We start from the raw sequence: 13060 nt of genomic DNA, 5'->3' as shown, positions 1-13060 counted from the left end.
TTTTTGTAATCATTTATACTACTCTCTCTCTCATATGGTTTCACCTGCGAATCATTCGAAGCTGGGCTATTCCCTGGATCAGGATTTTGTAATAGAATGGGACTGTAAGACTATAAAACCCTAAAGCATAGGGAGAATTAAGGGGATTGGATGAAAAAAGTAATAGTGATATTAATGGCTTTAATGCTCGTTGTGGCTACTTCTTCCTCCGTATCAGCACATTCAGGTAGATTAGATAAACAGGGAGGTCATAAATGTTCAGCTAAATCGAAGCAAAAGGGGCTGTGCACCGGCTACCACTACCATAAGAAAAGATAGACCACATACGATAAGGATACGAATCAATACTGTAATTACATATATAAGAGTAGGAGAGATCCATGATTCAGGAAGAGTTCGATATATATAATGAACAAATGATAAAGATCGGTATAGCGAGTAGACAGCAGGCACATGCTCTCGGGTTGTGGCACCAAACATTTCATTGCTGGGTCGTTAGAACATCTGCTACTGCAGGATTTAGTTTACTCTTTCAGTTACGCCATCCAGATAAGGATACATTTCCTTCGCTACTTGATATTTCTTGTGCAGGCCACCTCACGACAGGCGAAGGACCTGAGACGGACTACGTGAATTACAAGAAGAATTGGGCATTGAAGCTACATTTAGCGAACTCCACCCATGTGGCATGTTTAAAATGGAAAATATCATATCAGAGAGCCTGATAGACAGAGAGTTTTGTCATGTCTTTTTGTATGGATGTAACCAAGCCCTAACCGATTATGAGTTTCAGAAAAGTGAGATTTCGGGGCTCTTTTTCATTCAATTAGAGTCGTTTAAGCAACTTATTGCAGGAGATAGAGCGTCTGTGATCGCACAGGGAAACGTCTTGGATGAAGCCACGGGTGAGGAAATTCATGAGAGTAGAGAAGTAAGCCTGACCGATTTCGTGCCTCACCTTCCATCATATTATGATTTGATATTTAGGAAGATAGAGAGTTTAATCCCGACTTTCGACGAATTGTGATGTTTTCTAACTTGAAAATACAAATACTACTTGTTTTGCAACTTATTATTGCATAGAATCGTAATACAAATACCGGAAGTCGCTCGGTAAGTCAATTTCACTATAATGAATGATGAACAGTGTTATACCAATTAACTTAACATCATGGAGGTTGAATAATGGGTCTATTTTCTTTCTTAAAAGGTCAATTTATTGAGGTTATCGAATGGATGGATAGCAAGGGTTCGATGGTGTATCGCTTTCCTGCTTACGATAATGCCATCAAGATGGGGGCTAAATTGATTGTACGTGAATCGCAAGCAGCGATATTCGTCAATGAGGGAAAGATCGCCGACATCTACGGACCCGGGACTTATACATTAAGTACGCAGAACATGCCGCTACTGACGGCCTTGAAATCTTGGCCCTATGCCTTTAATTCTCCCTTTAAAGCAGATGTGTACTTTGTTAGTACGGCGAATTTTACCAATCTAAAATGGGGAACGACTAACCCGGTTATTATGCGTGATCCTGAGTTTGGCGTCGTTCGACTGAGGGGATTTGGAACCTATTCGATCCGGGTAGGGGAATCCGATGTGTTCCTTAAGGAACTATTTGGAACCAACAGCGATTTCACAACTGATCAAATCTCTGGTCATTTGAAATCAATTATCACGACGAGTATTAGCGATCTAATTGGCGAATCTAAAATTCCTGTAATGGATTTATCTTCTTCTTACGAGGAATTAAGTGCAAGTGCCTTGGAACGTCTGCAGCCACATATGCAGTCAATGGGCCTTATTCTTTCATCGTTGATGATTGAGAATCTATCATTACCGCAGGAAGTTGAGCAGATGATAGATCGTAAATCATCGATGAACATCGCAGGGAACTTGGATCAATATATGAAATATCAGACCGCAGAGGCGATCCGTGAGGCAGCTAATAACCCCGAGTCAGGGGCGGCAGGTGCAGGTGCAGGTCTCGGTGCTGGAATGGCGATGGGCCAGATGATGAGCCAGATGGTGAACCGACCTGCCGAACCTATGACGAATGTTGGTGGAGATCGTCAGCATGACGAAGGTACACGTTCAAGTACTGGGAAGAGATTCTGTTCTGAGTGTGGCGAGTCATTGGAGGGAAGTGCGAAGTTCTGCTCTAGCTGTGGCACGAAGTGTAACGGATGACGATGAAGGATTCAGCGCCAACGACGCCACTAACATTCCCTTGCACTGGCTGCGGGGGACCCATGCTCTTTGATTCAGAAGGACAGAACTTGAAATGCCAATATTGTGGTAATGTGCAAGAAATTGAGAACTCGTTGGAAATTCCGACTGAGCACGATTTCGATTTGTCAGACACAGATGATAATGACATAAATCTGACCGATTGGGGATTCGAACAGCAGACGATCCACTGCGAAAAGTGTGGGGGCGAAAGTATTATTCCTGAGCTTGAGACGGCGACTACTTGTGTCTTTTGTGGTTCGCCAAAGGTGCTTGCCCAGGTGGATAAAACCAGTATTCGACCTGAGACCATTATTTCGTTCAGGATGTCCTTGGATGAGGCACTCACTTCGTTTAGGTCTTGGAAGAAAAAGCGTTGGTTTGTCCCTAATGCTTTTAAAAAGGGAGAACTTGTATCGCATCTAAAGGGAATCTATATTCCCTACTGGACATTCGATTCGATGACGTCTTCATCGTATAGTGCGGAAAGAGGGGATTATCACTATCGTAACGAAACGCGCACCCGAGTCGTTGATGGGAAAACAGAAACCTACACGGAGCGGGTTAGGTATACGGTGTGGCATTGGGTAAATGGCCATTATGATGACACTTTTGACGATATTCTTGTTCCTGCATCCCGAAGATATGACAAAGGATTGCTTAAGAAAATTGGCAAGTTCGATCTGAATCAGCTGAAAGAATATAAACCGGAATATTTGAGTGGATTCATCGCGGAGAGATATTCGGTGACTCGTCAGGATGGATGGCTGACAGCAAGTGAGAAAATAGACAATTCAATTTATGGAAGCATCAAAGGTGTCATTGGTGGAGATGAAGTTAGAGGACTTACAGTCGAAACAAATTATTACAACCGTACATACAAACACTTACTGGTTCCAATATGGAACGCAAACTATATTTACCGTGGCAAAAATTTCCGCTATATGGTGAATGGGCAGACCGGGTTAGTATCGGGTGAAGCTCCACGTAGCCCTTGGAAGATCACTATATTCGTATTATTCTGCTTGATTGTAATCGCTATACCACTCTATTTCTATACTAGATGAATAGGGATTGCCAATGTTCAACTCCTTCGCTGTCAGGATGTCTTTTTCCTTTTTTGAGCGATTTAGTGATATCATGAAGATGGAGTCATTTATCCTTAGCGAATTGCACTCATACTAGATTTATTAGAAAGGATGTATAATGATGAGCTATAAAATGATCGTACTTGATTTGGATGATACGTTGCTGAGTGATGATCTTACAATCTCACCACGTACCAAGCAAGCATTAATGGACGCACAAGAGGCAGGGGTTAAAGTTGTCCTTGCATCAGGTCGTCCTACATTTGCAATGACGCATATTGCTAAGGAATTAGAGCTGGAGAAATACGGAAGCTTTATTCTATCTTTTAACGGGGCCAAAATTATAAATTGTGCAACGAACGATATATTATTCAGCAGCACATTAACACCCGCAACAGTACATGAGCTGTACCATATAAGTAGACAAGAAGAAGTATGGATTCACACGTATGTCGGGGACGAGATCGTAACACCAGCGAATAACGAGTATACCGATATCGAAGGTGAAATTACGGGAATGCCTATTATAGAAGCAGAAGATTTCGTCGAAAAGATCCAAGAACCTGTTGTAAAGGTATTAATGGTAGCAGCACCTGATAAATTGGTGGATTTGGAAAAGAAACTGCAACACCAACTCCAAGGTGAATTAAATGTAGTACGTTCCAAGCCATATTTCTTAGAGTTCACAGAAGCTGGTGTAGATAAAGGGACAAGCTTACATCAACTTATTCAGAAACTAGATATTAAGCAGGAAGAGGTCATTGCTATGGGAGATAGCTACAATGACCTTGCCATGATTAAATTTGCTGGACTTGGTGTAGCCATGGGAAATGCGCCTGATGACATTAAAGAAATTGCCAACCATGTAACAGATACAAATATGGAAGATGGCGTGGCGAAAGTAGTTGAAACGTTTATTCTGAATACTATGATTCAAACTAAGTAAACTTGTATGATAAGGTTAGCCTGTTGGACGGGCTAACCTTATTTTTGGTGTTCTCACCATACAGAAAGTGAGAGGATCTTGAAGTGTTGGATATTAGAGAAATGACAATAGCGGATTATGAGATGTCCATGGTATTATGGGCGCGTACAGCGGGAATGGGGTTAAGTGAAGCCGATTCTAAGGATTCCATCGATACATTTTTGAGAAGAAATGATAGAATGAGCTAGGTGTTCGCTACAAATGAGCTTGGAAGTGAATTCTAAATTAGAGGAAGTGATTCTGATATTACCTTATTTAGTACTCATGGTAACGATTATACTGTCATTATTTATTGTGTATAGTCACTATATTTCAAAGAAAAAAGTCGGGGATGTCTTGTTTAAAGGCAATGCTAAATTTAAAAAGATTCTTGTCTGGACGGCTACAGGTTTGTGTTTAGTATATTTCTTTCTTGAAGAAGGATGGTTTAGATATGGAATTCTGTTACTCATCGCTCTACTACCTATTATGACTGATAAATTTTATGTCGGTAAGCAGGGGATCAAGATTGGGTTAACATTTATTCCGAAAGAAGATATTTCTCATTATTCTCAGGTTGAGGATAGTAACGAGATCCATATATACGTAAAGGGCATCGATGATAAGTTGGTATTGAGCCCTGAGTTAGGCTATAGGAGTAAGAGGATAAAGGAAATGATGGATATATACTTGGATTCCTAATCATTTATGGAGGGGTATTGTGAAAAAAATTGTCGCAGGCGGTTTTATGATGATCGCGGGTGTAATCCTTTATATTGGCTATCATATTCCAGCAGCTATGAATACGTTTGAAATTACGGGTTGGAGCAACCCACCAGGTAGATACGGAACGGCATTGCTAGAGACAGGCGGCAGATTTCCTATGATCTTAGGGATCATTGTGGGACTAGCAGGATTTTTGATCTTATTGTGGGGTACTTTCTCCAAGGAACTAAGTATCCTTACACATAAACTTAAGCTAGGTAACGAGGAATATGAAAAAGCGAACGGTGTAGATGAGTAAAAATAGTATTATCAGTAATCTATTGACCTATCGAAATATATATCGCTCTTTTGTAGAATATAACCCCAAAATAAGTGTATAGTTACATTCTAGGGGGACGATAACGATGATGTCGGAGAAAATTCATAAAATTAAGCGAAAAATGTTCGATAAGGGCTATAAGCTAACACCACAACGAGCGGCGATCATTCGTGTTCTGCTGGATCATTCAGATCATCCAATAAGTGCTGAAGATATTTTTATGATTGTTAAAAGGCAGTTACATTCGCTGGGGTTCGCGACCGTATATAGGACATTAGAGCTTTTCTGTGAAATGAATATTATACACAAAATGAATAGTGATGAGGGATTAGCCCGTTACAAGGTGAGCATGATTCAGAATGAATCGTCTAGTCATGAACAATTGATCTGTACTGCATGTGGAAGAAAGAAAGAAGTGAAGGCAGACTGGGTGGAGCCATTAGAGAAAAGAATTGAGCGTGAGTTAGGATTCACTATCACAGATTATCAACTCGATATTATGGGGATTTTTACTACTTGTTCTGGTAAAGGGTGTATGAAGAGAAAAGGATCTACGCCTTCAAGACTAAGCGTTCCATCATTATAATGATATAACTCATAGTGTGAGAGGATCTAGGGAATTACAATGAACTAGATATTGGAAATTCAAATTTCACATGATCGAGGAACTAGTAATAACATTAGAGAGTAGTCGCATAGAATATTACAAGCAGTCGATCCGATTTTATCCGGGTTGTGCTGCTTTTTTATTGTGACTACGTATCTGAAATTAGTGATGAATAGGAGATGGGAAGATGAGTCAAATTGTCAGAGACTATTATGATAATCACGCTGAAGGGGAATGGGAGCGGTTGAATGATCCCTATAGCATGATTGAGTATATGAGCACATTGCATCTATTTCACAAGTACTTACCAAGCACAGGGCACATATGCGATATTGGTTCAGGACCAGGGAAATATTCTATTGAACTACTGAAGCGTGGATATCAAGTTAGCTTATTTGAGATTTCGCAGCAAGAGCTTGATTTAGCTTCAAATAAAATAAATGAGCTAGGACTTAAGGCGGAGGCTTATATATGTGAAGATGCTATTCATTTGGATGTTCTTAATGCAGCAACGTATGATGCAGCGCTAGTCATGGGGCCGTTATACCATTTACATGATGAACAAGACCGAGCAAATGTCATTAGGAATACAGCTAGCATTGTTAAGAAACAAGGTATCGCGATATTTACATTCATCAATACTTGGGGGGCATTAAAAGCAGGGGTGACCGAGTTCAGTGATACATATAAGGATATTCGTAATGTTTATGAATATTTAGAAACACAGAAACTGGATGAGAATCGTGGATTTACAGAGTGTTATTTCTCAACACCTATCAGCGCACTTGAAGAAATAAAGAACAATGGATTCGACATTATATCATATGCTGGAGTTGAAGGTTTCTTAGCCGGTATGAGGCGAGAAGTTTGTAGATTATATCGTGATGACAGACGGGTGTATGACAACTTAGTGAAGGTAGCGAGTGAAACATGTGAATTACCCCAATACAGAGATGCTACAGAGCATTTACTTATCGTAGCACGAAAAAAATAACTGCGAAGAAGCGTTCTGTAGGGTGAAGATGATATTATGATTGATTGGAAATAAGAGTGCTGTTCCTTTAATAAAAAGGCTATGTTAACGAAGTATCTGCAACATGATTTAGCCTGGTTCCGTTATCTAGACAGCAAGGAATACGAGAACACAACGTCGAATAAGAAAAACATGCTGGTCGCCTCGTGCCTGTTTACTGTAAATGAGACAAACAATAAACTTCGACGAACGGCTTCTTCTTGCTGAACTGACGGGCAGTTTAAGAAACATGTCTAGGGGGAAAAAAATTGATTAAGGCAATAGTTTTTGATTTTGACGGTTTAATTATTGATACGGAAACGGTTTGGTATCTTGCTTTCAAAGAAGTGCTTCAGGGCTACAATGTGGATTTTCCTTTGGAGGTATTCGTTAAATGCATTGGCACGGATGATGCAGCGTTATATGCATTTATTGAAGAAAAGTTAGGTGTAGAAAGCATCGAAATAATTATGAATTTAACCAAAGAAAACCACAAAGCGAAAATGGAGCTACTGGACATCAGAGAAGGTGTGAGGGAATATCTGATTGAAGCCAAAAATCTAGGGCTTAAAATAGGATTGGCTTCAAGTTCTTCAAGGGAATGGGTTGAAGGATTTTTAAAACAACTTCAGATACTTGATTACTTCGAAGTAATCAAGACGGGTGACGAAGTCGAAAAAGTCAAACCAGACCCGACTTTGTACATAAAAACACTCGAAGCCTTGAATATTAACGCAGACGAAGCCGTAGCGTTCGAAGATTCAGCAAATGGGGCAAGAGCTGCAATAGCAGCGGGCTTAAAATGTGTGATTGTGCCAAATGAAGTGACAAAGGAAATCAACTTTGAAAAATTTCACTTGAGAATAAATTCAATGAGTGAAATGGGTTTGACTCAGGTCATTTCACATATATCATGAAGCTAGTATCTGGAACAAATTAACGATTTCCACGAGTAATAATCGCTAAACTAACGAGAAACGATAGTCAAATTAATCGCCTTTTCAAAGGGCGTTTTTCTTTTGGGGTCAAAACAACATTAAAATTGAACATTTATAATTGTACTGGAGGTTTAAACCATTCATGAACTCACAATTAGATATTATTGAACGTGCGGAAAGGTTTGTTAAAGAAGAACTACAAGATGACCGAAGTGGTCATGATTGGTGGCATATACATCGCGTAAGACAGATGGCGTTGAGAATAGCCAAGAAGGAGAGCGGTAATGAATTCATATGTGAACTTGCCTCATTATTGCATGATGTAGCTGATGAGAAGTTGAATATATCGAAGGAAGCAGGAATGAACAAAGTAACAGTTTGGCTTAATTCAAATGTAGCGGATATTCAGATCAGGGAGCAAGTCCTACACATTATTTCCACAATGTCTTACAATGGCGGTCATAATCCTTCCATGAATACAATCGAAGGACAAATTGTACAAGATGCAGATCGATTGGATGCTTTGGGTGCAATTGGTATTGCACGTACATTTGCTTACGGAGGATCGAAGGGACGACTCATGCATAATCCTGAAAGTGCACCCAGAGATACTCTGTCAGAAGCGGAATATAGGAGTAGTGAGGGCACTGGAATTCATCATTTTTATGAGAAATTATTTAAGTTGAAAGACTTAATGAATACAGAGTACGGTCAATGGATAGCAAGGCAAAGACATCAGTATATGGTAGAATTTGTAGAGCAATTCTATGCTGAATGGGATGCTGAAGATGAGTTGAGGCACAAAGAAGGCAGATGATGTATTTCATAGGAGAGTTCTCAGATATTGTTGAATCGCATTCGAGAAGGAAATGGAACGGGAATATGAACATCGTGGAGGCGTTATTTCATGTTGAAAGATAGAGTGGATTCAGTGGCTAAGAAGAATGATTTCTCGGGTGTAGTCCTGATGAAAGAGAAGAGCGGGGCGACAACGGAAGCAGCTTTTGGGTATTCTAACCGTGCTGATCACGTTCTGAATGATATGAATACACGATTCGGTATCGCATCAGGTTGTAAGCTATTTACGGCTATTGGCATCTGTCAGTTAGTAGATAAGGGAGTCTTATCGTTTCAGGCTAAACTTAGTGAATGTTTAGATGTGGATTTCCCTAATTTCAACAGTGACATCACCATCCATCATCTGTTAACGCATAGCTCAGGTATTCCAGATTATTTCGATGAGGAAATCATGGATGATTTCGAAGATTTGTGGAAAGTAAAGCCGATGTATTCGTTGCGACATTTAAAGGATTTCTTGCCGATGTTCGCTGACCAAGCGATGATGTTTGAGCCTGGAGAGAGATTTCACTACAATAACGCTGGATTTATCGTTCTCGGTTTAATTATTGAGCAGATTACAGGTCAATCCTTCTCGGAATATACGGAGAATCATATCTTTAAACCACTTGAAATGGAACATTCAGGGTACTTTTCACTAGATCATCTTCCGAGTAATACGGCGATCGGTTATCTCGATGGAGAGGACGGAAGTTGGAGAACAAATGCTTATTCTATTCCTGTCAAAGGTGGAGCGGATGGAGGGGCTTATGTCACGGCACCGGATATGATGAAATTGTGGGAAGGACTATTCGCTTATCAACTCATTAGTCCAGAGCTAACTAAGGTTCTATTGACACCTCATATCCAAGAAGATGATTCAGAGTATTATGGTTATGGCGTATGGATAACGAAAGAGGGCGATGATATTTATAAATATCATGTGATGGGATATGATCCCGGCATTAATTTCAATTCATCGGTTTATCCAGCAACAGGGCGTTCATTAGTGATCACCTCTAATATTGGCGGCGGTGCTTATGACATTACACAAGAAATTGAGAAGTTATCATAGGGCATAGGAAAGCGTACGTTACTTACTGTAAATGTACATAGGTAAAACCTCTTGTTAGGGTAGGAGGATCATCTGATGGGAACTTGATGCAACGGTGTTCTATTACAAATAGGACCCCTTACAAAAACGAGCCTTAGAAGCGATTCTAAGGCTCAATTTTTGGAGAGGACGGAACGATTTCGTAAAAGTGTAGCGATCGCCTAAAAGCTTTCCACAGGAAAGCTACTTCGAAAGAATAAGTTGCCTCTGAATTACAACCGCCGAGCGATTTCAATCCGCTAATTTGGAGACCACTGCGATTGCAGAAACGTTCCGTTCGCGAAGCGGCCGCTTAGAACAGTGACTTTCTCTCATGAAAAATTTTAAATGAAGAGATTAATCCCTGATTGATCTGCTTTACCCAAGTAGTAACCCACTCCACCAATTTTTACATGATCAATGAGTTCTTCTCGTGTTATTCCCATAAGGTCCATAGACATTTGGCAAGCAACGATTTCTACACCTTGTGCGATAGCGGTCTCTATCAATTCTTCAAGAGAGGACACGTTATTCTTACGCATCACACCGCGGATCATTTTGGAACCCATGCCCATCATGTTCATCTTGGACAACGTTAATTTATGACTTCCACGGGGCATCATGGCACCGAACATTTTTCCAATGAACGTTTTGTTAACGGCGACTTTACTGGATTTACGAATGATGTTCAGTCCCCAGAAAGTAAAGAATAGAGTTACGTTCTTACCACTAGCAGCTGCGCCATTAGCAATAATGAAGGCAGCAATCGCTTTATCTAAGTCACCGCTGAATACGACCATAGAGGCTCCCTCAGGAGTTACGGGTGTTTGCACAGCAGAAGCTGGGAGTACGGTCGATCCCTTAGATAGATAAGCTTCAATCATACCATTTGTAGTTTTATTAACTTCCAATATACGGTTGGAAGTCATCTGCGCCCAAGCTTGGACATCTTCATAGAAGCCTGGATCTGAAGCGGTCACCCGGAGAATGTCACCCTCAGTAAGCTGTTCCATTTTATTTTTGAGTTGAATAAGGGGGCCGGGGCAACTTAGTCCACAGGCATCAAGCTCGACATTTGCTTGAATAGTCGATTCTTTAGCTGCTGCAATCTCCTGTTTAGGTTCAATGGTAACGGATGTTACCGATGTACTGGACGTAGACGTACTGGACGTACCCAATGTAACCCATGGTTTGCCCTCTTTTGGTAGAGTAGGTGTATAGTTCGCCATTTGATAAGTTTTATAGCCACCGGTAAGGTTACGAACCTTGAAACCTTTTTGTGCTAAGATTCGAGAAGCTGTATATCCCCGCAATCCGACTTGACAGTAGACCCAAATTTCTTTGTTATGATCTAGCTCATGCATTCTTTCACGTAGTTCATCTACGGGAATCAGAATTGAATCTGGAATATGTCCATTATCATGCTCAATTTGACTTCGAACATCTACAAGGATTGTATGTTCTTGATCACGTGTCTCCAAATCTCTGGGTACGACGACTTGAGTGGCTTCTTTTAATACATTCTCGGCCGTATAGCCAGCCATGTTCACAGGATCTTTAGCTGATGAATAGGGTGGAGCATATGATAGTTCTAGCTCAGTTAGGTCTGTAACCGTTCCTCGGAAGTGGATCACGGTTGCGATATCATCGATTCTTTTATCCACACCCTTATAACCGGTTGCTTGTGCTCCCAATATTGTACCTTCATCATTAAACAGAAGTTTGATGGCAAGTGGACTCGCTCCTGGATAATAAGAGGCATGGGAGCTTGGATGCACATATATAACTTGATATGGAATGCCTAATCGTTGTAACGTTTTCTCATTATTACCGGTTGCTGCACCTGTAATGCCGAATACTTTAATGATCGAAGTTCCCTGAGTTCCTTTATACGTTGTGCCTAATCCACATACATTATCTGCAGCAATTCGTCCTTGTTTATTCGCAGGTCCAGCTAGGGGGATCGCCGTCTTATTTCCGTTGATATAATCTACAACTTCAATGGCATCTCCTACGGCGTAGATATTCTCTAGGTTCGTTTCAAGCTTATCATTCACGATGATATGACCACGAGGACCTAGCTCTAGACCACTTTCCTGCAAGAATCCCGTATCTGGCGTTACTCCGATGGCTAGAATGACCATATCACTGGTTAGAACTTTACCACTTGCTAGATGGACCTCGATATGAGTCTCGGTGTCTCGGAATGATTGAACCCTTTCAGAGAAAAATAGGTTAACATCGTGCTCTTCAAGCTCCTTAATTAGAACGTTGGCCATTTCAGCATCAAAAGGGGCAAGTATTTGTGGGCCTGCTTCGATGAGAGTTACCTCTAGACCTATTTCTTTGAGGTTCTCAGCCATCTCAACGCCAATAAATCCTCCTCCTATTACGATAGCAGACCGCGTCATTTCATCTTGGACACGCTTCTTAATAGCGTCTGTATCAGGGATATTACGAAGTTTATAGATTCTTGAGCTATCTATACCAGGTAAGTTAGGGCGCGTAGGTTTAGCTCCGGGTGAAAGAATAATATAATCATAACTTTCTTCATACACACCTCGTTCTTTGCTCTGGACACTTACGGTTTTGTTCAAGGGGTTAATGGACGTGACTTCGCTTTCTGTTCGAACATCGATGTTAAAGCGTTTATGCATCGCTTCAGGCGTTTGCACGAGTAGCTTGGACCGCTCTTTAATAGAATCTCCAATGTAGTAAGGCAAACCACAATTGGCAAAAGAAATGTATGGATCTCTCTCAAACATGACAATATGTGCTTCTTCATCCAAACGACGTAGGCGAGCTGCAGCGGAAGCCCCTCCAGCTACACCCCCAATGATCAAAATTTTCTTGTTGTTATTCATTCTCTATTACCTCCCCAAAAAAAATGTGTACGAGCTTCTTAACTCTCATATCTGCAATGGTGTAGTTTACTTCAAGACCGTTACGGTCCGTTTCAACGATACCGATAGATCGTAGCTTCTGAAGATGCTGTGAAACAGTCGATTGTGGTAAATCTAAACATTCCTGCATATGTGAAACGTTACACTTACCCTTGTCTAGAAGCCCTCTAACAATGCACAGACGAACAGGATGTGCCAACGCCTTTAGGATGTCAGAAACTTCATTGTAGTCCTTAAAATTGTTATTCATAAGATTCACCACTCTCTCTAAACTAACGTTATATCGTAATATTACGATATAACGATAGTTTAGTCAAACGGAGTTGAAGATCTTGTATAGT

Annotated in this window: 16 protein-coding genes and 1 pseudogene; 15 read left to right on the top strand and 2 right to left on the bottom strand. The window is 40.7% G+C overall.

What is annotated here, in order from left to right:
* Positions 1–150 precede the first annotated feature (150 nt).
* The 15 genes and pseudogenes from J2T13_RS00205 to J2T13_RS00135 all read left to right on the top strand — a co-directional run bounded on the left by J2T13_RS00205 (position 151) and on the right by J2T13_RS00135 (position 9798).
* Positions 151–318 (top strand): YHYH domain-containing protein, encoded by a 168-nt coding sequence (locus J2T13_RS00205; protein ID WP_429367198.1) that lies wholly within the window; start codon positions 151–153, stop codon positions 316–318.
* Between the two features lie 62 nt (positions 319–380).
* On the top strand, positions 381–725 hold the full coding sequence (locus J2T13_RS00200) for an NUDIX hydrolase (protein ID WP_429367196.1): 345 nt from the start codon (positions 381–383) through the stop codon (positions 723–725).
* Positions 698–1027, top strand: coding sequence for a hypothetical protein (locus J2T13_RS00195; RefSeq protein ID WP_429367194.1), 330 nt, complete (start codon positions 698–700; stop codon positions 1025–1027). Before J2T13_RS00200 ends, J2T13_RS00195 begins: the two co-directional genes overlap by 28 nt.
* 158 nt (positions 1028–1185) lie before the next feature.
* Positions 1186–2193: an SPFH domain-containing protein gene (locus tag J2T13_RS00190; RefSeq protein WP_429367192.1), complete on the top strand. Its 1008-nt coding sequence runs from the start codon at positions 1186–1188 to the stop codon at positions 2191–2193.
* 2 nt (positions 2194–2195) lie between these two features.
* Positions 2196–3299: a hypothetical protein gene (locus J2T13_RS00185; protein ID WP_429367190.1), complete on the top strand. Its 1104-nt coding sequence runs from the start codon at positions 2196–2198 to the stop codon at positions 3297–3299.
* A gap of 142 nt (positions 3300–3441) precedes the next feature.
* On the top strand, positions 3442–4266 hold the full coding sequence (locus J2T13_RS00180) for a Cof-type HAD-IIB family hydrolase (protein WP_429367766.1): 825 nt from the start codon (positions 3442–3444) through the stop codon (positions 4264–4266).
* A gap of 83 nt (positions 4267–4349) precedes the next feature.
* On the top strand, positions 4350–4493 hold the full coding sequence (locus J2T13_RS00175; protein ID WP_429367188.1) for a hypothetical protein: 144 nt from the start codon (positions 4350–4352) through the stop codon (positions 4491–4493).
* 13 nt (positions 4494–4506) lie between these two features.
* Positions 4507–4986 carry a hypothetical protein gene (locus J2T13_RS00170; RefSeq protein WP_429367186.1) on the top strand — a complete coding sequence of 160 codons (480 nt, stop codon included), beginning with the start codon at positions 4507–4509 and terminating at the stop codon, positions 4984–4986.
* Positions 4987–5005: 19 nt separating this feature from the next.
* Positions 5006–5308 carry a hypothetical protein gene (locus J2T13_RS00165; RefSeq protein WP_429367184.1) on the top strand — a complete coding sequence of 101 codons (303 nt, stop codon included), beginning with the start codon at positions 5006–5008 and terminating at the stop codon, positions 5306–5308.
* Between the two features lie 106 nt (positions 5309–5414).
* The gene (locus J2T13_RS00160; protein WP_429367182.1) at positions 5415–5915 is read left to right on the top strand and encodes a Fur family transcriptional regulator; all 501 of its coding nucleotides are present in this window, start codon (positions 5415–5417) and stop codon (positions 5913–5915) included.
* Positions 5916–6123: 208 nt separating this feature from the next.
* Positions 6124–6930, top strand: a complete 807-nt coding sequence (locus J2T13_RS00155) for a class I SAM-dependent methyltransferase (RefSeq protein ID WP_429367180.1) — start codon at positions 6124–6126, stop codon at positions 6928–6930.
* A gap of 87 nt (positions 6931–7017) precedes the next feature.
* Positions 7018–7132: pseudogene (locus J2T13_RS00150) on the top strand (IS1595 family transposase); the annotation flags it as partial.
* A gap of 88 nt (positions 7133–7220) precedes the next feature.
* Positions 7221–7865: an HAD family hydrolase gene (locus J2T13_RS00145; RefSeq protein ID WP_429367764.1), complete on the top strand. Its 645-nt coding sequence runs from the start codon at positions 7221–7223 to the stop codon at positions 7863–7865.
* Positions 7866–8028: 163 nt separating this feature from the next.
* Positions 8029–8703: an HD domain-containing protein gene (locus tag J2T13_RS00140; protein WP_429367178.1), complete on the top strand. Its 675-nt coding sequence runs from the start codon at positions 8029–8031 to the stop codon at positions 8701–8703.
* Positions 8704–8793: 90 nt separating this feature from the next.
* Positions 8794–9798, top strand: a complete 1005-nt coding sequence (locus J2T13_RS00135) for a serine hydrolase domain-containing protein (protein ID WP_429367177.1) — start codon at positions 8794–8796, stop codon at positions 9796–9798.
* 362 nt (positions 9799–10160) lie between these two features.
* Here J2T13_RS00135 and J2T13_RS00130 read toward each other — a convergent pair whose 3' ends face one another.
* Together J2T13_RS00130 and J2T13_RS00125 are read right to left on the bottom strand one after the other, a co-directional pair.
* Positions 10161–12680 carry an FAD-dependent oxidoreductase gene (locus J2T13_RS00130; RefSeq protein ID WP_429367175.1) on the bottom strand — a complete coding sequence of 840 codons (2520 nt, stop codon included), beginning with the start codon at positions 12678–12680 and terminating at the stop codon, positions 10161–10163.
* Positions 12673–12969 carry an ArsR/SmtB family transcription factor gene (locus J2T13_RS00125; protein WP_429367173.1) on the bottom strand — a complete coding sequence of 99 codons (297 nt, stop codon included), beginning with the start codon at positions 12967–12969 and terminating at the stop codon, positions 12673–12675. Before J2T13_RS00125 ends, J2T13_RS00130 begins: the two co-directional genes overlap by 8 nt.
* Between the last annotated feature and the right edge of the window lie 91 nt (positions 12970–13060).

The organism is Paenibacillus sp. DS2015, from assembly GCF_050433705.1.
Classification (GTDB): domain Bacteria; phylum Bacillota; class Bacilli; order Paenibacillales; family Paenibacillaceae; genus Paenibacillus_AQ.
The sequence above is the reverse complement of the archived record's forward strand: the minus strand, read 5'-3'. Positions and strand labels throughout refer to the sequence as shown.